Genomic DNA, 21,495 nt, shown 5'->3' on the forward strand with positions numbered 1-21,495 from the left:
ATTGTTATATATATGCAAAGATGCTATGATAAAAATCAGAAAGATGAGGGATGACAATGAACCATTTGTTAACGATGAGTGAATTATCGGAGCAGGAGATTTCAGAAATCCTAAAAGATGCAGAAGATTTCGCAAGTGGAAAAGGAATAAAAACGACAGAGCAAACGTTTGTTGCAAACTTATTCTTTGAGAACAGTACGAGAACACGCTTTAGCTTTGAAGTAGCAGAGAAGCGATTAGGGCTCGATGTTCTGAACTTCTCGGCAGAGTCTTCTAGCGTACAAAAAGGAGAAACACTATACGATACGATAAGAACACTCGAATCAATTGGAACAAAAGCAGTGGTCATCCGCCATCAACAAGATCGCTACTTTGATGAGCTAAAGGATCAAGTAAACATTCCAATCTTGAATGCTGGTGATGGATGTGGAAATCATCCAACGCAGTGTCTTCTGGATCTTCTAACAATTAAACAAGAGTTTGGAAAATTTGAAGGATTAAAGATTGCGATTGTTGGAGATGTTCGCCATAGCCGAGTAGCACGTTCTAACGCTGAAGCTTTAACAAAACTAGGAGCAACAATTTACTTTGCTAGCCCTGAAGAGTGGAAAGATGAAACGAACCCATTTGGAACATACAGAAGTTTAGATGAACTTGTTCCAGAAGTTGATGTGATGATGTTACTTCGTGTGCAACATGAGCGTCATGATCATTATGAAACAGATATCATGAAAGAGTATCATGAGCAGCACGGATTAACAATTGAACGAGAAAAGCGTATGAAACAAGGAAGCATTATTATGCATCCGGCTCCTGTAAACCGTGATGTAGAAATTGCAAGTGAACTCGTCGAGTGTGAGCGTTCACGCATATTCAAACAGATGGAAAATGGAGTTTACGTAAGAATGGCTGTACTAAAACGCGCATTACCAAATGTATTAGGAGGAATGAAACATGAACTATTTATTTAAAAATGGACGTTATTTGAATGAAGAAGGAAAAATCGTAGCAACAGATCTTCTCGTACAAGACGGTAAAATTGCGAAAGTAGCAGAAAATATTACGGCAGATCATGCTGAAGTAATCGATGTAAACGGAAAATTAATTGCACCTGGATTAGTAGATGTACACGTTCATCTTCGCGAACCAGGTGGTGAACATAAAGAAACAATTGAAACAGGTACACTTGCAGCAGCAAAAGGTGGATTTACAACAATTTGCGCAATGCCAAATACACGTCCAGTACCAGACAGCAGAGAGCATATGGAAGACTTGCAAAAACGAATTAAAGAAAAAGCACATGTAAATGTACTGCCATATGGAGCGATTACAGTACGCCAAGCAGGTTCTGAAATGACAGACTTTGAAACATTAAAAGAACTTGGAGCATTCGCGTTTACTGATGATGGAGTAGGCGTACAGGATGCAAGCATGATGCTGGCAGCGATGAAGCGTGCAGCAAAATTAAATATGGCAGTTGTTGCACACTGCGAAGAAAATACGCTAATCAATAAAGGGTGTGTACATGAAGGCAAGTTTTCTGAGAAACACGGCTTAAACGGTATCCCATCAGTATGTGAGTCCGTACATATTGCCCGGGACATATTACTTGCAGAAGCAGCAGGGTGTCACTATCACGTATGTCACGTAAGTACAAAAGGATCTGTACGTGTGATTCGTGATGCAAAGCGTGCTGGAATTAAAGTAACAGCAGAAGTAACACCGCATCACTTAGTATTATGTGAAGATGATATCCCAGGCATGGATCCAAACTTTAAAATGAATCCACCGCTTCGTGGAAAAGAAGATCATGAGGCTTTAATTGAAGGATTATTAGATGGAACAATCGACATAATTGCAACAGATCATGCACCGCATGCAGCAGAAGAAAAAGCACAAGGTATTGAAAGAGCACCATTTGGAATTACTGGTTTTGAAACAGCATTCCCACTACTATATACAAACCTTGTGAAAAAGGGAATTATCACATTAGAACAGTTAATTCAATTCTTAACAGAAAAACCAGCTGACACATTTGGTTTAGAAGCAGGCCGCCTGCAAGAAGGAAGAGCCGCTGATATTACAATTATCGATTTAGAACAAGAAGAAGAGATTGATCCAGCAACATTCTTATCAAAAGGAAAAAATACGCCATTTGCAGGCTGGAAGTGTCAAGGATGGCCGGTTATGACATTAGTTGGCGGTAAGATCGCATGGCAAAAGGAGAGTGCATTAGTATGAAAAGACAGCTTATCTTAGAAGATGGAACAGTATTAATTGGAAAAGGCTTCGGCGGAGAAATTGAAAAATCAGGTGAAGTCGTATTTACAACAGGGATGACAGGGTATCAAGAGACATTATCTGATCCATCATATTGCGGTCAAATCGTAACATTTACGTATCCATTAATCGGAAACTATGGTATTAATCGTGATGATTTTGAATCTATTCAACCATCTGTACACGGTTTAATCGTAAATGAAATTTGTGATCATCCTTCAAACTTCCGTAATGAAATTTCATTAAATGAATACTTAAAAGAAAGAAATATTCCTGGTTTAGCAGGAATTGATACAAGAAAGTTAACACGAAAAATACGTCAATATGGAACATTGCGCGGACGCCTTTGTAACATGGATGCAGATGTAGACTACATTGTAAGTCAATTAAAAGCAACAGTCTTTACAGATCATGTAAAGCGTGTATCAACAAAAGATCCATATCCAAGTCCAGGCCGTGGCTACCGCGTGGTACTTGTTGACTTCGGAATGAAGCACGGTATTTTGCGCGAACTAAATAAACGTGACTGTGATGTAATCGTTGTACCTTACAATACATCAGCAGAAGAAATTCTACGTTTAAGCCCAGATGGAATTATGCTAAGTAACGGACCTGGAGATCCAAAAGATGTACCAGAAGCAATCGAAATGTTACGAGGTATCATTGGGAAGGTACCGTTATTCGGAATTTGCCTTGGGCATCAATTGTTTGCCTTAGCATCTGGTGCGAATACAATCAAGCTCAAATTTGGTCACCGTGGCTTAAACCATCCAGTAAAACATATTGAAACAGGAAAAGTAGCAATTACTTCTCAAAACCACGGTTATGCAGTAGAAGAAGAGTCTGTGAAAAATACAGATCTTGAAGTTACACATGTTGCTTTAAATGATGGAACAGTAGAAGGTCTTCGCCATAAGAAGTTCCCAGCATTTACAGTACAATACCATCCAGAAGCATCAGCAGGACCAGAAGATGCGAATGATTTATTTGAAGATTTCTTAGCAATGATCGCAAACTTTAAGAAAGAAGGGGAAGAGTTATGCCAAAACGCCTAGACATTAACACAATTTTAGTAATCGGATCAGGACCAATTGTAATTGGGCAAGCAGCGGAGTTTGATTACTCTGGCACACAAGCTTGTCAATCTCTTAAAGAGGAAGGTTACAAAGTAATCCTTGTCAACTCTAACCCAGCAACAATTATGACAGATACTGCAACGGCAGATAAAGTATATATTGAACCATTAACATTAGAATTCGTAAGCCGTATTATTCGTAAAGAACGTCCAGATGCAATCCTGCCGACACTTGGCGGACAAACAGGATTAAACATGGCTGTTGAACTTGCAAAATCAGGCGTACTAGAAGAGTGCGGAGTTGAAATTTTAGGAACAAAATTATCAGCAATTGAGCAAGCGGAAGATCGTGACCTATTCCGTACATTAATGCAAGAATTAAATGAACCAACACCACCAAGTGAAATCATTCATACGCTTGATGAAGCATATGACTTTGTAAAAGAAATTGGTTATCCAGTAATCGTTCGTCCAGCGTTCACATTAGGAGGAACTGGCGGTGGTATTTGTCATAACGAAGAAGAATTAATTGAAACCGTAACAAGTGGTTTAAAACATAGCCCAGTAACACAATGTTTATTAGAAAAAAGTATTGCTGGTTGCAAGGAAATTGAATATGAAGTAATGCGTGATTCCAATGATAATGCCATCGTAGTATGTAATATGGAAAACATTGATCCAGTTGGTGTTCACACAGGTGATTCTATCGTTGTAGCGCCGAGCCAAACATTAAGTGATCGTGAGTATCAAATGTTACGTAACACTTCATTAAGAATTATTCGTGCGTTAGGAATTGAAGGTGGATGTAACGTTCAGCTTGCACTTGATCCACATAGCTTCCAATATTATGTAATCGAAGTAAACCCACGTGTAAGTCGTTCATCTGCACTAGCATCTAAAGCAACTGGATATCCAATTGCGAAGTTAGCAGCGAAAATTGCAGTCGGCTTAACATTAGATGAAATTGTAAACCCAGTAACACAAAAAACATACGCTTGCTTCGAGCCGGCATTAGACTATGTTGTTTCAAAAATTCCGCGCTGGCCATTTGATAAGTTTGAATCAGCAAACAGAACGCTTGGTACGCAGATGAAAGCAACAGGTGAAGTTATGTCAATCGGACGTAACTTAGAGGAATCATTATTAAAAGCGGTTCGTTCTCTAGAGCTTGGCATTTATCACTTAGAGTTAGACCACTTAAAAGAGCTTGATAAAGAAACAATGAAAAAACGCATTATTAAAGCTGATGATGAGCGACTGTTTGTTGTAGCAGAAGCGATCCGCCAAGGTGTAACAAAAGAAGAAATCAACGCATGGTGTGAAATGGACTTCTTCTTCTTACAAAAAGTTGAAAACATCGTAAACATGGAACGCGAAGTAAAAGCGAATGTAGGAAATATGGAAGTATTACAAGACGCGAAAAAAATGGGCTTCAGTGATCACTACATTGCAGCTGCTTGGAATAAAACAGAGCGTGAAATTTACGATATGCGTAAAGAAAATAATATGACACCAGTATTCAAAATGGTAGATACTTGTGCGGCAGAGTTCGAATCTGCAACACCATACTACTACAGCACATACGGTGACGAGAACGAATCAATTGTGACAGATCGTAAGAGTGTAGTCGTACTAGGATCTGGTCCAATCCGTATTGGTCAAGGTGTTGAGTTTGACTATGCAACAGTTCACTCTGTGTGGGCAATTAAAGAAGCTGGATACGAAGCGATTATTGTAAATAACAACCCAGAAACAGTTTCAACAGACTTCAGTATTTCTGATAAATTATACTTTGAACCATTAACAATCGAAGATGTAATGCACATCATTGATTTAGAGAAGCCAGAAGGTGTTATCGTTCAGTTCGGTGGACAAACGGCAATTAACTTAGCTGCTAAATTAGAAGAACACGGTGTGAAAATTTTAGGAACATCACTTGAAGATTTAGACCGTGCAGAAGATCGTGATAAGTTTGAAGCAGCTTTAACACAGCTTGGTATCCCGCAGCCAGTTGGTAAAACAGCAACAACAGTAGAAGCAGCAGTAGCAATCGCTGAAGAAATTGGTTATCCGGTACTTGTAAGACCATCTTACGTACTTGGTGGACGTGCGATGGAAATTGTATATCGTCAAGAAGAACTACTGCACTATATGAAAAATGCAGTAAAAGTTCATGCAGATCATCCAGTATTAATTGACCGTTACATGGTTGGTAAAGAAATTGAAGTAGATGCAATTTCAGACGGTGAAAATGTATTCATTCCAGGTATTATGGAACATATTGAACGCGCTGGAGTTCACTCTGGTGACTCAATTGGAGTATACCCACCGCAAAGCTTATCTGCAAAACTGAAAGAACAAATTATCGAAAATACAATTGCACTTGGAAGAGGATTAAACATTGTTGGATTACTGAATATCCAGTTTGTAGTATTCAAAGACGAAGTGTATGTAATTGAAGTAAACCCACGTGCGAGCCGTACAGTACCATTCTTAAGTAAAATTACAGGTGTACCGATGGCGAATATCGCAACAAAAGTTATTTTAGGTCAAAATCTTGTAGAACAAGGATATGAAACTGGGTATCGCCCAGAAGAGAATGAAGTGTATGTAAAAGCTCCAGTATTCTCATTTGCAAAACTACGTTCAGTTGATACAACATTAGGGCCTGAAATGAAATCAACAGGGGAAGTAATGGGTAAAGACTTAACGCTTGAAAAAGCACTATATAAAGGACTTGTTGCTTCAGGAATTAACATTCCAACGCACGGATCAGTAATCATTACTGTGGCGGATAAAGATAAAGAAGAAGCGATGGAAATTGCAAAACGCTTCCATGAAATTGGCTATAACTTATTAGCAACAGCAGGAACAGCACAAACGTTAACAGACCAAGGTATTCCAGTTCAAGTTGTAAACAAAATCGATTCTGAAGACTACAACTTGCTTGATATTATTCGCCAAGGGAAAGCTCAGTTTGTAATTAACACTTTAACAAAAGGTAAACAACCAGCGCGTGATGGCTTCCGTATTCGCCGTGAGTCTGTAGAAAATGGAGTAGCATGCTTAACATCACTAGATACAACAAGAGCAATCTTACGTGTACTAGAATCTATGACATTTTCAGCTCACGCAATGAAAGAAATTGCGCCAACCGAGCGTCACGAGGTGGTACGTGCATGATGCAAAAGCAAAATATGATCGTCGTTAACCAAAAAGAAATCGCAAAAAATATTTATGAACTAGTGCTTCAAGGTGATCTTGTACAGCAAATGAACGAACCAGGGCAGTTTGTACACATTAAAGTAGCAGAAGGCATTGCGCCTCTGCTGCGCCGCCCAATTAGTATTTGTAATGTTGATCAAGAAAAGAACGAATTTACAATGCTCTATCGTGCGGAAGGACAAGGAACAAAAACATTAGCAAAGAAAAAACAAGGTGAACTTGTAGACGTATTAGGACCATTAGGCCATGGATTTCCTGTAGAAGAAGCAGAGGCAGGGCAGACGGCTCTTTTAGTAGGAGGCGGAATTGGTGTGCCACCACTTTATGAGTTATCACAACGCCTTGTTACAAAAGGAGTACGTGTCATTCACATCTTAGGTTTCCAAACAAAAGATGTTGTCTTCTACGAAGAGAAATTTGCAGAGCTTGGTGATACGTATGTCGCAACAGTCGATGGTACACATGGTACAAAAGGATTTGTAACAGATGTGATCGATGCGTATGGAATTGACTTTGACATTTTATACTCATGTGGACCTTTAGCAATGCTTCGTGCATTAGAAGGCCGCTATAAAGAGAAAAAAGCATACATTTCATTAGAAGAACGTATGGGCTGTGGGATTGGAGCGTGTTTCGCATGTGTATGCCACTTGCAAGAAGATTCAAGTGGACATTCTTATAAGAAGGTGTGCAGCGACGGGCCAGTATTTCCAATCGGGGAGGTTGTACTATGAACAGATTGCAAGTTGAATTACCAGGATTATCATTAAAGAATCCAATTATCCCGGCATCTGGTTGTTTCGGATTTGGTCGTGAGTACGCACAGTTCTACGATTTAAGTGTACTTGGATCAATCATGATTAAAGCAACAACGGAACAACCTCGTTATGGAAATCCAACTCCTCGTGTTGCGGAAACACCAGGCGGAATGCTAAATGCAATTGGGCTTCAAAACCCAGGGTTAGAAAAGGTAATGACGTCTGAATTACCATGGCTAGAACAATTTGATCTTCCGATTATTGCGAACGTTGCGGGCTCACAAGCTGAGGATTATGTAGCAGTAGCAAAGGAAATTTCGAAAGCACCAAATGTTCATGCACTAGAATTAAATATTTCTTGTCCAAACGTAAAAACAGGCGGTATCGCTTTTGGTACAGTTCCAGAAATTGCTGCTGATTTAACGAAGCGAGTAAAAGAGGTTTCTGAAGTACCGGTATATGTGAAATTGTCACCGAACGTGGCAAATATTGTGGAGATTGCAAAAGCAATCGAAAACGCTGGTGCAGACGGATTAACGATGATTAATACATTGCTTGGCATGCGTTTAGATTTAAAAACAGCAAAACCAATTTTAGCAAACCGTACAGGGGGACTATCTGGACCAGCGATTAAGCCAGTGGCAATTCGTATGGTGCACGAAGTGAGTCAAGCTGTGAACATTCCAATTATCGGAATGGGCGGTATTGAATCAGCAGAAGATGTAATTGAGTTCTTCTACGCTGGTGCAAGTGCAGTAGCAGTTGGAACAGCAAACTTTGTTGATCCGTTTGTATGTCCAACAATTATTGAAGAATTACCAGCACTTTTAGATGAATTAGGATTTGAACACATTTCGGAATGTCAAGGAAGGAGCTGGAAGCAAACATGTCACAATCTTTAATTGTTGCACTGGATTTTCCAGGTAAAGCAGAGGTAGAACAGTTTTTAAGTCACTTTGAAGGGGAACAATTATTTGTCAAAGTTGGTATGGAACTGTTTTACAAAGAGGGACCTGCTATTATTACGTACCTAAAAGAAAAAGGACATCAAATCTTTTTAGATTTGAAGCTTCATGATATTCCGAATACGGTAAAAAGCGCAATGCGCAGCCTAGCTAGTCTAGATGTGGATATGGTAAACGTTCATGCTGCTGGGGGAAGCAGTATGATGAAAGCTGCGCTTGAGGGATTAGAGGAAGGTAAGAAAGAAGGAAAAGAGAGACCGATTTGTATTGCAGTTACACAACTAACAAGTACATCGGAAGAAGTAATGAAAAAAGAGATCGGCATTGAGAAAACGTTAGAAGAAGCGGTTGCTCATTATGCGAAATTAACGAAAGAAATCGGTCTGGACGGCGTTGTTTGTTCAACGCTGGAAGTACCAAAATTGCGTGAAGTATGCGGAGATGCTTTCGTAACAGTAACACCGGGGATTCGTCTCGCAAGCGATGATGTAAATGACCAAGTTCGCGTAGCGACGCCAAAACGTGCGCGTGAACTAGGCTCTAGTTATATCGTAGTAGGACGTAGTATTACAAAAGCAGAAAATCCGCGCGCAGCGTATCAAATTGTAAAAGAACAGTGGGAGGGTGTAACAGTATGAAAAAACAAATCGCATCTCATTTATTAGATATCGGAGCAGTATTCTTACAACCAAATGATCCATTTACATGGTCTTCTGGAATGAAATCACCAATTTATTGTGATAATCGTTTAACATTATCATATCCAGAAGTACGTCAAGCGATTGCGGCAGGATTAGAAGAATTAATTCAAACACACTTCCCAACTGTAGAGGTTATTGCAGGAACAGCAACAGCAGGGATTGCACATGCTGCTTGGGTAAGCGATCGTATGAACTTACCAATGTGTTATGTACGCAGCAAGGCAAAAGGTCATGGAAAAGGAAACCAAATCGAAGGTAAAGCAGAAAAAGGCCAAAAAGTTGTCGTAGTAGAAGATTTAATCTCAACTGGCGGCAGTGCAATTACTTGTGTAGAGGCACTTCGCGAAGCTGGCTGTGAAGTATTAGGAATCGTATCAATCTTCACATACGAACTTGAAACAGGAAAAGAAAAATTAGCAGCAGCAAACGTTGCATCATACTCTTTAAGCGACTACAGTGCACTTACAGAAGTAGCAGCAGAAAAAGGTATGATCGGAGAAGCAGAAACGAAGAAACTACAAGAATGGCGCAAAAATCCAGCTAATGAGGCTTGGGTTACGGCGTAATGATAAAGAAAACACGACCGTGAGGGGAACTCGGTCGTGTTTTTTTCTTTATAGGGAAATAGATTCAAAAAAATTGAATTTTAAGTTTTTTATCGGTAATATGGTTTTACTATTTACGCTATTTGATAAGAATTGAAACAGCACTAAATACCAATAAAACTGCCATAACCATATTAAATTGCTGTCTATATTGTAGTAAGAGCTTTTGAAAAATCGAGCCAAATAGACTCCAACTAAATGTACTCGTTAAACCGACCATTCCTAAAAATAATGAGAAAATAAGATAGCTGGAATAAGAATTGTAATAGGGGAGAATAAAGGTTACGACTACTGTAAGCCCAAAAAGAATACCTTTTGGATTCACAAATTGTAACAAGATACCTATCAAGAAAAGATTTCGATTCTCTTCATCATTTCCACCCGTATTTCCTTTACTGGTAAGTATTTTAAAAGCCAAATATAACATATAACCTACACCCAAAATGGTCAAAGGAAATTCAATGATTGGCAGAGCACTTGTGAGTATGATGTTAAAAAAACTACACAATAATGTGAGAACAAAAAATCCAAAACTGACTCCTAAACAAAACGTAAATGTTTTCTTTAATCCATGTTTATTCGCAAACGTCATTGCCATGATGTTATTGGGACCTGGAGTAAAACTGCTAATAAAAACAAATAGTAAAAATGAAAATAAAGGCATTTTTGGACCTCCCTTTTACGATTGTATGTTATAATGTCCAAAATGAACAATATAACGTTGTGCTTTTTATTATACATAACGGTCGCTATAATGTATACAGTATAGGAGGGGTTTTATGGAGGAAATTCAGCTTATTCTTGCAAAAAATTTAAAAGCTATCAGAGAGAAGGAAAAATTAAGTTTAGAAAAGGTCTCTCAATTAAGTGGAGTAAGCAAAACGATGATCGGACAAATTGAAAGAGGAGAGTCAAGTCCAACGCTTACAACGATTTGGAAAATAGCGAATGGATTAAAGGTTTCCTTTACTTCTCTGATAAATAGTCCACAGCCTGACACTACAGTTGTTTTTAGGGATGAAATGCAAGTATTGTCTGAAGACAATGGAAGGTATAGAGTATACCCTTCCTTTCCCTTCCAAGAGGATAAGCGCTTTGAAATTTATTCTGTTGAAATTGAAAAAGAAGGGATATTAAGTTCGGATTCTCATAGAGAGGGAACCGAGGAATTTATCACCGTTTTTGATGGAGAAGTAACGATTCGTGTTAGTGAAGGTGAGTATAAATTAAAAAGTGGTGATTCAATCAGATTTAAAGCTGATAGACCACATACATATTATAATTCGGGGAAAACGCTAGTTAGATTAAGTATGACGATATATTATCCAAATTAATAGGAAACTTAAAAATTCGCCGTCCTTAATGTCAAGGAAGGCAAATTTTTATTGAAAGATTATTTAATTAATAAAGTGAAACTTTAATCAGTGGGGGGGTTCTTCATCCCTCGCTGACTATTAGCCTTCACGAATCGAGCTTTTACGGGCATCCCTATCCCCGCCTAACTTCTATGCTTTTGCTGAATTTTGAGGTGGGGCGCAAATAGCGGGATAAATAATAATTTCGTTGGGTGATGATTACTTGTATACGAAGAAATAGGACTACCGAATAGAAGTCCTAAGTTTTTACTAATTACCAATATGATTTTTAAACAGAACCGTTAAATTTCGTAAAGAAAAGATATTAGTGTTTTCCCTCTACAGCTTCATCCCTCTTTACAAATAATAAAGTCACATAAGAAACAAGAAACGAAAAAATACTATACATCCCTACCCAAAAGAAAAATGATCGATTAAATAACGCTACTGCTACAATAAGAAAAATCGCAAACGTAATAATAGGCATTATATAATACGTCTTTGTAATTCGTGTACCAATAACAGAAAAAATAAAGATAAGTAATGGACAAACAAATAATACGAATATAAATTCACTCATGCGCTGCCCTCTTTTCTATAAATTTATTATTTTCCTGTTAAACGTTTTTTTGCACTCGTTTCTTTTCCTTCTAATCGCTTTGTAAATGTATTTCGCCAGCTTTTTGACAAGGGATTAACTGCTAATATACGTTGCATTCCTTCTATATTATGTTTATCATGGTGCATGATGTCATTTGCGAAGGCAATTGTTATGTGATGTTTATTTTGTTCTATTAATCTAATTTCATCAGAAGGGGAAACAATTCCTCTCTCTAATACTCGTACGAAAAATTAGTAAATCCTGTATTTTTGTAATGGTTAAGATGATGTTTCGTAAAGGATATGGGTATAGTTAACAGAAAATTACAGGAATAAAAAATATTGATTTTTTATTATATTTATTATAGGATACTTTATAAGTAAATAAGACAAGCGATGAATGGAATAAAGTAATGTATGTTCTCCCTGTTAAAGAGAGCTGACGGTTGGTGTAAGTCAGTACAAAGAACAGCATGAATTACAATCCAGGAGCATCTTCTTCGAGCGAATTGTAAGGGGAAGACGGTGAAGAGCCGTTATAAAGAATGAAGAGATTGACATATAGAGTTTGTCAATAATTAGGGTGGTACCGCGAATAAAATCGTCCCTACTGATTAATTTCAGTAGGGATTTTTTGTATTTTCATAACAACTAAATAATATATAAGCGATGAATGGAATAAAGTAGTGTATGTTCTCCCTGTTAAAGAGAGCTGACGGTTGGTGTAAGTCAGTACATAGAACAACATGAATTACAGTCCAGGAGCATCTTCTTCGAGCGAATTGTAAGGGGAAGACGGTGAAGAGCCGTTATAGAGAATGAAGAGATTGACATATAAAGTTTGTCAATAATTAGGGTGGTACCGCGAATAAAATCGTCCCTACTGATTAATTTCAGTAGGGATTTTTTATTTGTTTTTAAAAGTGAAAGTACCTAAATGTATGAATGATGATTATGTTTTTAGGAGGCTTCATTGTGGATGAGGCTTACAGACCTTTATTCTTAAAAAATGGATTTTGATCATATAAATCAATTCATTCACCAAGTAAAAATAGTGATGTAAAGGAGGTGAATAGCCATGGAAGATGGCTATTATTATTTAAAATTACTTGCAAAACAATTAAAAAAATTAGGAACAGAAAGAGGAAAAAAGAATGAAGAAGGATGGCTTAAAGAAAGAGTTATTACCTAGACATGTTCAATTTTTAGCGTTAGCGGGAATGATTGGTACGGGCATTTTCAAAGGGAGTGGAGATACTCTAGGGATTGCCGGGCCTGGCGTAATTATTTCGTACTTACTTGGTGGATTATTAATGATGATTGTTATGGTGGCTTTAGCTGAAATGGCTGTTGTTTATCCAAATCATAATGTTCAACATTTAGTTCATAAGGCTTTTGGATTTCATGTATCATTTGTAGTTGGATGGCTATACTGGATTAACTGGACACTTGTTACAATTGTAGAAATATTAGCTGCAGGCTCTTTTTTACAATTTTGGTTTTCGAATGTACCTCTTTGGTTACTAAGTGCTATTTGTGCGCTTATAGTTGTGGGAATTAACAGTTTTCAAGTGAAATTTTATGGCGAAATGGAATTTTGGTTTGCTAGTATAAAAATTTTGGCACTTGTATTATTCATCCTTTTAGGTGGAGCAGTCTTATTTGGGCTAACGAGTTTTGCCCCATCGACACCAACGGAACATTTACTTGGGCATGGGGGATTCTTTCCAAATGGTATTAAAGGGGTATTTAGTGCTTGTTTTATTGTAATGTTTTCGTTCGGAGGATCTGAGTTAATAGGGGTAGCAATTTCTGAGACAAAAGACGTTGAAAAGGTTTTACCTAAAGTGATAAAGGGTGTTGTTTGGCGCGTTATCATATTTTATATCTTACCTATTACAATTATTGCGGGATTAATACCTTGGAATGAGGTTGCAGGAAATGTAAGTCCGTTTATACAAGTAATGAATGCCATTGGTATCCCAGGTGTTGCACACATCATGAATTTTGTTTTATTAACTGCAGTTCTTTCAGCTGCGAATTCAGGAGTTTATGCTACTTCCAGAACAATGGTTGCGTTAGCTGAAAAAGGAGAAGCGCCAAAAATATTGAAACATACTGCAAAATCAGGTGCACCAATCATTGCAATCTCTTTTAATGGCTTATTATTATTGATAGGTGCAGGACTAGCATTCTTTGCTCCAGATAGTATTATTGGAACAATGATGACAATTCCAGGATTTACAATGTTATTGCTTTGGTTAAGTATTTGCTTTGCGCAACTTAAATTACGTCCTAATTATTCAACAATGCCTAATTTTAAAGTGAGTTTTTTTCCAACTACGACTATTATTGGAATCGTGGGATTATGTGTTATTTTCATAGGCTCAACGTTTAGTAATGGAATTTCAGTCGGAACAGTGGTTTGTTTTACAACTTTAGCAATTTTAATTGGTTTGGCTTTACTTAAAGGACGGAGTAGAAAGAAAGAAGACACACAACTAAAACATATAAGTTAAATTCATGATGGGAATAAATATAACATATTAATCCAATAATCATCAGAGCACGCTTCTACTGAATAGGCGTGCTCTGTCGTGTTTTAATCCGTCAATCTTATCAATTAAAAATAAATTTTCCATAGAAATCCCCCTGTTATGAAATACAATCTTTTATCCCGCTATTTGCGGGCAGTAAGGCCTCCACTGATGGAAGTTTCACTTTATCTAATTTCTCGTAATAGGAGGAGATTCCTGTTGTATTGCGTAAAACAAAATGAAAGCAGCTCTATAATTCATATTTTTAGTATGAATTATAGAGCTGCTTTTTCGTGTATTTAAGTTCACTTTAGACGAAACAAGTGTTAGTTGGTGTCCTGTCTATATATAATTGGATACTTTTTGCACGATGTATTGTATCGTTGCTTTCATTTTTTCATCATCTACATTATTTCTATATTCATGGTGAATGACTTGCTGTTTTTTTAGCATGTAATAATCAAAGAGTGCTTGATATAAAGTCATATTGTTTTGAATTAAGATTGTAGGTTCAAAGAGCTTTCGTAGTAGTACATCGTCTTGGATAAGGATAAGTACTGGATTTACAGCGTTGAACACTTCTTTTTCTATATGCTCCTCATAGAATTTTTTTAATTGATTATTTCGTTCGTTTTGAGCTTGTATTATTTGTTCATATAGTACTGGAGCATTATGTTTTAAATCTGATAGAAAGGCATCAGATATGTAAAAAGAAATGAGTAATGATTGTTCAAATGTTTTTTGAAATCGTTCTCCAAACGGAACTGTTTCTTCAAAAATGGTTTGATCAATACTAGTAATATATTCGGCATAAATGTTGACGATGTATTGGATAATTTCTTCTTTTGATGAGAAGTATTTGTACATAGTTGCTTTACTAATATCCATATAACGAGCAATATCATCTGTTCGTAACGGGCTTATTCCTTGTTTTTTTACGATCGGTAATAATTTGAATATGAGCTTTTTTCTCATTTCTACTTGATTATCAATATTTTTATTTAACATAACAACCCTCCTTGCAATTCATTTATTATAAATAAATTTATGAATTTATACAAATTAAACTAATTGAACTAAAAAAGTAAAAAAAGTTTACTTGTTTTCAGATGTATGCTATTCTCTTTTTACATTATCTTTTCGAAAGAAGGCGAACTTATGAAAAAGAAGAAGTTAGGTTCACAAGGATTAGAAGTATCGGAAATGGGATTAGGTTGTATGGGAATGTCTGAATTTTATGGTCAGACAGATGAGATAGAGGCGACAAAAACAATTCATCATGCTTTTGAACTTGGAATTACAATGTTCGATACAGCGGATATTTATGGATATGATGAAGAGGGAATGGGAACAAATGAAAAACTAGTAGGGAAAGCGTTACAGAAATTTCGGCATGATGTGAAAATTGCAACAAAGTTTGGAGCGCTGCGAAATGCAACAAAAGCGTTAGGATACAACGGTTCCCCTCAATATGTGAAGGAAGCATGTGAAGCAAGTTTAAGAAGATTAGGGACAGACTATATCGACTTATATTATTTACATCGCGTTGACCCAAATACACCAATTGAAGAAACTGTAGGTGCGATGGCAGAGTTAGTGCAAGAAGGAAAAGTACGTTATATCGGACTGTCTGAAGTAACGGGTGAGCAATTAAAAACAGCTCATGCAATTCATCCAATTTCAGCTGTTCAAACAGAATATTCTCTTTGGTCTCGCGATCCAGAGAAAGATATTTTAGGGATTTGTCGTGAATTAGGAGTTGGGTTTGTTCCATATAGTCCACTTGGCCGCGGATTTTTAACGGGTAATTTAACAAGCCGTGATCAATTAACACCTGATGATTGGAGATACTATAATCCACGTTTTTCAGAAGAAGCATTTGCTTCTAATATGAAAATTGTTGAAGGAATTAAACAGCTTGCATTAGAGAAAGAATGTACGCCTGCACAATTAGCGCTTGCCTGGGTCGTTGCACAAGGTGAAGAAATCGTACCAATTCCAGGAACAAAGCGAGTGAAGTATTTGGAGCAAAACGTAGCGGCTCTTGAAATAACTTTAACAAAAGAAGAACTAGCATACTTAAATACGATTGCACCTATTGGTGATACGTTTGGTAATCGATATTAAGATTGGTAATCTATAAAAAATCAATTGAAAAGGAAAAGGATGGGATGATGTGCATACAGAAAGCAAGCATTTGCTGAATGAATCATTTGCTAGAACGTTAGTAAAATCATTACAAGGAGAACGCGGGCATATTCCAATTAAAAATGCAATTGCAGATATTGATTGGGAACTATCAGGAAAACAAGTAGAAAACATTCCGTATTCCATCTACCAACTAGTGATGCATATGAAGTATTGGCAAGATTTCCTCTTACGTGGTTTACATGGAGAAAAACCACAACTTCCAGCGCACGTGAAGGAGAGTTGGCCAGTTGAAAATATGGCGAAAAATCAAGAAGAATGGGCGGAGATTATAAGACAATTTCTAGCGGGAATTGATACTGCTTGTACAATTGCTCAAACTACAAAACTTGATGAGCCTTTAGCACATTATCCAGATGTAACGCGGGCCGATACGTTACGTAATATTGCTTCACATAATAGTTACCATTTAGGAGAAATTGTATTGCTGCGTCGTTTATTTGAGGCATGGCCGCCACCGAGTGGAGGTTATCCAGTTTAAGAAAACAAAAGAATATAGCTTTTCTCACTAAGTCATAGTGAAAGAAAATAGGTTCTGATTACTTGTTGGTGTGGAACAAAAATAACAGGCTTCTTCATATTGAAAGAGATGATTACGATATTGTAATCATCTCTTTGTCTTTAAGCCTTCAACTTCATAACAGTATCCGCATCAGGTGTTACATACACCGTTTGCTGGTTATCATACGTAACAAATCCAAGCTTCGCTCCGCTCGGCTTTTTCACATGACGAATTTTTGTATAATCGACCGGAACTGAGCTCGATTTTTTTGCTTTACTAAAGTAAGCAGCGAGCTTTGCCGCTTCAATTAATGTTTCTTCGCTTGGCCCTAATGAACGAATGACAACGTGTGAGCCTGGAATGTCTTTCGTATGAAGCCAAAATTCATCACGGCGTGCAAGTTTATTTGTTAAATAGTCGTTTTGTTTGTTATTTTTTCCGACTAAAATTTCTGTTCCATCACTTGCAATATATTTGTCTAATACAGGTTTTGATGGTTTCTTTTTTGCGTTTTTTGACTTGCGATTACGCATATATCCTTCTTCGGCTAGTTCTTCACGAATTTCTTCAATATCTTTAGAAGAAGCAACTTCCATTTGCTGTAGTAAACTATCAAAGTAAAATATTTCTTCATTTGTTTTTTCAATTTGCTCTTCAACGATTACTACAGAATTTTTTGCTTTTTGATATTTTTGGAAATAACGCTGTGCATTTTCTGACGGTGTGCGTAATGGATCTAAGGTGATCTTTACAGTTCCGCTATTTTCATCATAGTAATTGATAACCTCAACTTCTTTGTCGCCTTTTTTTACTGCATACATATTGGCTGTAAGCAATTCACCAAATAGTTGATATTTATCTGCTTTACTTGCGTCTTCTAAAGTTTTTTGCAATTTAATTAATTTTTTTTCGTTTTTTGCTTTTTCATTTTGCATAAAACGTTCTAAATCATGGGCTTGTTGTTTCACTCGATCCCGCTCTGCTTTCCCGAAGAAGAAACGATCTAGTAATTCGCTTACAGATGAGAATGCTTTCTCTTCACCTTTTAAGTGTGAAAGTGGGAATAAATAAAAGAATTCTTTCCCCTTAGCTATGGTCATCGAAGGAGTATACTGATGTTTTAGTAATAGTTTTTGTAATGTGAAAAATACTTCGGATAATGCATGTTCATTCACCATTCCAGCCTTTGCAACTACTTCTTTTGCAAATAGGGGAGAAATCCCCATAAAAGCTCCTACGAGTTGATTATCCATATTTCCTGCTAAAAAGTCTAGCGGTCGAATAAATTCTTCTTGCGTTTCAATTTGCAATGGATTGATTTTCTGTTGTGCAGGCGGTGCAATATATTCAGCTCCAGCATATACAATGCGGTGACGGTTTACCGCTAAGGAAACGTGTTTTAGGCTATCCAAAATTATATTTGTTTTGGAGTCTACTAAAATGATATTGCTATGACGCCCCATTATTTCAATAATTAATGTTTTTAACGATTCATCACCAATTTCATTGCGACTACGAATCGTAATTTGAATAATTCGTTCTAAATCAATTTGTTCAATTTTCTCAATAAATCCACCTTCTAAATGTTTACGAAGAAGCATGCAAAACATTGGCGGCAATGCAGGAGAATCGTAATTTTGTGTTGTAAGATGCATGCGCGCGTACGTTGAGTGTGCGGAAAGAAGTAGTTTTTGATTTTTTCCGTTTGCCCGAATATGTAACAAAATTTCATATTTTGACGGTTGATATATTTTTGAAATTCTTCCCGTTTGAAGAGAATTTGCAATTTCGTGTGTGATCGCTCTAGTAAATAATCCATCGAATGCCACGTTGAACACTCCTTTCTCACTAAAAGTTAATTATAGCATTTTTTCGGACGAGGCTGAATAAGCTTTCATTAGAGCATGTCTGCAATCAGGAGGTAGGTGGCGAGATGAATTGGTATGAACTGCGTGCACATGAAGTTGAAGAACGAACGAATACAAATGTAAAGACAGGGTTGACAGAGCAAGAGGTGCAAGGTCGACTAAAAAAACTTGGCCCAAATGAACTCCAAGAAGCAAAACGTCCTTCTGCACTTGTCGTGTTCTTAGCACAATTTAAAGATTTTATGGTACTTGTTTTGTTTGGAGCAACGATTATTTCTGCTTTTTTAGGAGAATATGTTGATGCAATTGCTATTGTTGCAATTGTCATTATCAATGGAATCCTCGGTTTCTTTCAAGAGAGAAAAGCAGAGAAATCGTTGGAAGCATTAAAAGAGCTTGCCGCCCCGCAAGTAACTGTACTTCGAAATGGAAAGTGGATGAAAATTCCTTCGAAAGGCCTTGTGCTTGGAGATATTATTAAATTTTCAAGCGGGGATCGTATCGGTGCTGATGTGCGCCTCATTGAAGCTTCGAGTCTATATATTGAAGAATCAGCATTAACAGGAGAATCCGTGCCAGTGCAAAAGAAAATTGATGTTTTGCATGGTTCGGATGTTTCAATTGGTGATCAAACAAATATGGCATTTATGGGTACTATGATTACAAGAGGATCAGGCATTGGAGTTGTTATTGGCACAGGAATGAATACAGCAATGGGACAAATTGCAAATATGCTGCAAAATGCCGAGCAAAATGAAACGCCGCTGCAGAGAAGACTTGAGCAGCTGGGGAAAATATTAATTATCGTCGCATTAATTTTAACGGCACTTGTTGTATTAGTTGGTGTTTATCAAGGTAATGAAATGTACCATATGTTCTTAGCAGGTGTTTCGCTTGCTGTTGCAGCGATTCCGGAAGGATTGCCTGCGATTGTGACAGTAGCACTTTCACTTGGCGTTCAGCGTATGATTAAGAAAAAAGCAATTGTAAGAAAGCTTCCAGCGGTTGAAACGTTGGGATGTGCATCTGTCATTTGTTCAGACAAAACAGGGACAATGACGCAAAATAAAATGATGGTTACACACGTCTGGTCGAGCGGTGAGATCTGGAATGTAACGGGGCAGGGCTATGAACCAAAAGGTGAATTTATAAAAGATGAAAAGAAAATAAATCCAACAGCGGCTCGTTCCTTATATCAGCTCCTCACATTCGGATGCTTATGTAACAACGCAAATATTGTGAAAAAGAAAAAAACGTATGTATTAGACGGTGACCCGACAGAAGGGGCACTCGTTGCAGCAGCGATGAAGGCTGGTATTTCAAGAGAAGGTATAAAGGATCAATTTGAAATTATTCACGAGTTTCCGTTCGATTCAACGCGGAAAATGATGAGTGTAATTGTTCGTGACAAAGTAGGGAAAAAATTTGTGATAACAAAGGGAGCACCTGATGTTTTATTAAAAATGAGTCAAACTATTTTATGGGGAAATAAACAGCAGCCATTAACAGAATTGTATAGAAACGAAGTGCAAACAGCGATTCATCATTTAGGAAGTCAAGCACTTCGTACAATTGCAATTGCTTTTAAACCATTAAAAACAACAGATCCCCTGCAAAATGAACGAGAAGCAGAACAAGATTTAATGTTTATTGGATTGCAAGGAATGATTGATCCGCCAAGACCAGAAGTGAAGCAAGCGGTGCAAGAATGTAAAGATGCGGGTATTAAAACAATTATGATTACAGGAGACCATAAAGTAACAGCGATGGCAATCGCTGAGCAGCTTGGGATTTTACCACCTGGTGGCCGCGTTGTGGAAGGAATTGAACTCGCAAACATGTCGGTTGAAGAATTAGAAGATATTGTGGATGAAACGTATGTCTTTGCACGTGTTTCTCCGGAACATAAATTGAAAATTGTGAAGGCGCTGCAAAATAAAGATCATATTGTGGCGATGACCGGTGATGGTGTGAATGATGCCCCTGCTATAAAAGCAGCTGATATTGGGGTAGCGATGGGAGTTACGGGGACAGATGTCGCAAAAGAGGCATCATCTCTTGTGTTATTAGACGATAACTTTGCTACTATTAAAGCAGCAATTAAAGAGGGAAGAAATATTTACGAAAACATTCGGAAGTTTATTCGTTATTTATTAGCATCCAATGTTGGAGAAATTTTAGTTATGTTATTTGCGATGATACTAGCATTACCATTGCCGCTCGTACCAATTCAAATATTATGGGTGAATTTAGTAACGGATGGTTTACCAGCAATGGCACTCGGACTTGATGCACCAGAAGGTGATGTTATGCGTAGGAAACCGCGCCATCCAAAAGAAGGAGTATTTGCGAGAGGACTTGCATGGAAAATTGTTAGCCGCGGTTTTTTAATCGGCGCTATGACACTCTTAGCGTTTATTATTGCACACAATCAAAATCCAAATGAATTAAAGTATGCGCAAACAGTTGCTTTTGCAACACTTGTTTTAGCACAGCTTATTCATGTGTTTGATTGTCGCAGTGAGCATTCTGTATTTCACCGTAATCCATTTGGAAATATGTACTTAGTAGGAGCGGTGCTTATTTCGATTTTACTAATGTTAGTAGTGATTTATTATCCACCATTGCAACCGATCTTTAACACCATGCCAATTAAAGCGAGAGATTGGCTCTTGATTGTTGGTCTTTCTTCTATTCCAACATTCTTATTAGTGGGATCTTTACTAACCGGGAAGCCTGAAAAGAAGAAACCAATTGTATATAAAAGAGGTGTAAACTTGAAATAGTAAATGGGATAAAAGTATGATATAATTTCA

Annotated in this window: 18 protein-coding genes and 2 other annotated features; of the genes, 13 read left to right on the plus strand and 5 right to left on the minus strand. The window is 37.3% G+C overall.

Annotation, left to right across the window (positions count from 1 at the left end; translation table 11 throughout):
- The first annotated feature begins 56 nt into the window (after positions 1-56).
- From pyrB to pyrE, 8 genes are read left to right on the plus strand one after another with little or no spacing between them, the layout of a single operon-like run.
- Entirely contained in the window at positions 57-971 is a 915-nt protein-coding gene (gene pyrB, locus LRP84_RS01390; protein ID WP_230573433.1) for an aspartate carbamoyltransferase, read from the plus strand.
- Positions 955-2,241, plus strand: coding sequence for a dihydroorotase (pyrC, locus tag LRP84_RS01395; protein WP_230573434.1), 1,287 nt, complete (start codon positions 955-957; stop codon positions 2,239-2,241). The genes pyrB and pyrC overlap by 17 nt, the downstream gene beginning before the upstream one ends.
- Positions 2,238-3,335, plus strand: a complete 1,098-nt coding sequence (locus LRP84_RS01400) for a carbamoyl phosphate synthase small subunit (RefSeq protein WP_230573435.1) — start codon at positions 2,238-2,240, stop codon at positions 3,333-3,335. The genes pyrC and LRP84_RS01400 overlap by 4 nt, the downstream gene beginning before the upstream one ends.
- Positions 3,320-6,538 carry a carbamoyl-phosphate synthase large subunit gene (gene carB / locus LRP84_RS01405; protein ID WP_230573436.1) on the plus strand — a complete coding sequence of 1,073 codons (3,219 nt, stop codon included), beginning with the start codon at positions 3,320-3,322 and terminating at the stop codon, positions 6,536-6,538. Before LRP84_RS01400 ends, carB begins: the two co-directional genes overlap by 16 nt.
- Positions 6,535-7,314, plus strand: coding sequence for a dihydroorotate oxidase B electron transfer subunit (gene pyrK, locus LRP84_RS01410; protein WP_230573437.1), 780 nt, complete (start codon positions 6,535-6,537; stop codon positions 7,312-7,314). The genes carB and pyrK overlap by 4 nt, the downstream gene beginning before the upstream one ends.
- Complete coding sequence (gene pyrD / locus LRP84_RS01415) at positions 7,311-8,240, plus strand: dihydroorotate oxidase B catalytic subunit (RefSeq protein WP_098305512.1); 930 nt, start codon at positions 7,311-7,313, stop codon at positions 8,238-8,240. Before pyrK ends, pyrD begins: the two co-directional genes overlap by 4 nt.
- Positions 8,225-8,941: an orotidine-5'-phosphate decarboxylase gene (gene pyrF, locus LRP84_RS01420; protein WP_230573438.1), complete on the plus strand. Its 717-nt coding sequence runs from the start codon at positions 8,225-8,227 to the stop codon at positions 8,939-8,941. The genes pyrD and pyrF overlap by 16 nt, the downstream gene beginning before the upstream one ends.
- On the plus strand, positions 8,938-9,570 hold the full coding sequence (pyrE, locus tag LRP84_RS01425; RefSeq protein ID WP_230573439.1) for an orotate phosphoribosyltransferase: 633 nt from the start codon (positions 8,938-8,940) through the stop codon (positions 9,568-9,570). The genes pyrF and pyrE overlap by 4 nt, the downstream gene beginning before the upstream one ends.
- A gap of 118 nt (positions 9,571-9,688) precedes the next feature.
- Here the strand turns inward: pyrE and LRP84_RS01430 are convergent, their stop codons facing one another.
- The gene (locus LRP84_RS01430) at positions 9,689-10,273 is read right to left on the minus strand and encodes a LysE family transporter (RefSeq protein ID WP_230573440.1); all 585 of its coding nucleotides are present in this window, start codon (positions 10,271-10,273) and stop codon (positions 9,689-9,691) included.
- A gap of 115 nt (positions 10,274-10,388) precedes the next feature.
- Here LRP84_RS01430 and LRP84_RS01435 point away from each other — a divergent pair, with 115 nt between their 5' ends.
- Positions 10,389-10,943 carry a helix-turn-helix domain-containing protein gene (locus LRP84_RS01435; RefSeq protein WP_230573441.1) on the plus strand — a complete coding sequence of 185 codons (555 nt, stop codon included), beginning with the start codon at positions 10,389-10,391 and terminating at the stop codon, positions 10,941-10,943.
- Between the two features lie 346 nt (positions 10,944-11,289).
- Here LRP84_RS01435 and LRP84_RS01440 read toward each other — a convergent pair whose 3' ends face one another.
- A complete protein-coding gene (locus LRP84_RS01440) occupies positions 11,290-11,544 on the minus strand; it encodes a YbeF family protein (RefSeq protein ID WP_230573442.1) in 255 nt (84 codons plus the stop codon).
- Positions 11,545-11,570: 26 nt separating this feature from the next.
- The gene (locus tag LRP84_RS01445) at positions 11,571-11,681 is read right to left on the minus strand and encodes a 3-alpha domain-containing protein (RefSeq protein WP_230573443.1); all 111 of its coding nucleotides are present in this window, start codon (positions 11,679-11,681) and stop codon (positions 11,571-11,573) included.
- Between the two features lie 270 nt (positions 11,682-11,951).
- Positions 11,952-12,176: a binding site (T-box leader), on the plus strand.
- Between the two features lie 48 nt (positions 12,177-12,224).
- Positions 12,225-12,449: a binding site (T-box leader), on the plus strand.
- Between the two features lie 269 nt (positions 12,450-12,718).
- Here LRP84_RS01445 and LRP84_RS01450 point away from each other — a divergent pair.
- Positions 12,719-14,083 carry an amino acid permease gene (locus tag LRP84_RS01450; RefSeq protein WP_230573444.1) on the plus strand — a complete coding sequence of 455 codons (1,365 nt, stop codon included), beginning with the start codon at positions 12,719-12,721 and terminating at the stop codon, positions 14,081-14,083.
- 360 nt (positions 14,084-14,443) lie between these two features.
- Here the strand turns inward: LRP84_RS01450 and LRP84_RS01455 are convergent, their stop codons facing one another.
- Entirely contained in the window at positions 14,444-15,109 is a 666-nt protein-coding gene (locus tag LRP84_RS01455; RefSeq protein WP_230573445.1) for a TetR/AcrR family transcriptional regulator, read from the minus strand.
- Positions 15,110-15,259: 150 nt separating this feature from the next.
- Between LRP84_RS01455 and LRP84_RS01460 the strand changes: the two genes are divergently transcribed.
- Positions 15,260-16,228: an aldo/keto reductase gene (locus tag LRP84_RS01460; protein WP_230573446.1), complete on the plus strand. Its 969-nt coding sequence runs from the start codon at positions 15,260-15,262 to the stop codon at positions 16,226-16,228.
- A gap of 49 nt (positions 16,229-16,277) precedes the next feature.
- A complete protein-coding gene (locus tag LRP84_RS01465) occupies positions 16,278-16,790 on the plus strand; it encodes a DinB family protein (protein ID WP_230573447.1) in 513 nt (170 codons plus the stop codon).
- A 140-nt stretch (positions 16,791-16,930) separates the two neighbouring features.
- Here the strand turns inward: LRP84_RS01465 and LRP84_RS01470 are convergent, their stop codons facing one another.
- Positions 16,931-18,640: an Rqc2 family fibronectin-binding protein gene (locus LRP84_RS01470; RefSeq protein WP_230573448.1), complete on the minus strand. Its 1,710-nt coding sequence runs from the start codon at positions 18,638-18,640 to the stop codon at positions 16,931-16,933.
- 104 nt (positions 18,641-18,744) lie between these two features.
- Here LRP84_RS01470 and LRP84_RS01475 point away from each other — a divergent pair, with 104 nt between their 5' ends.
- On the plus strand, positions 18,745-21,465 hold the full coding sequence (locus tag LRP84_RS01475) for a calcium-translocating P-type ATPase, SERCA-type (protein ID WP_230573449.1): 2,721 nt from the start codon (positions 18,745-18,747) through the stop codon (positions 21,463-21,465).
- Positions 21,466-21,495: the final 30 nt, after the last annotated feature.

Source organism: Bacillus rhizoplanae (genome assembly GCF_917563915.1).
GTDB classification, from domain to species: Bacteria; Bacillota; Bacilli; order Bacillales; family Bacillaceae_G; genus Bacillus_A; species Bacillus_A rhizoplanae.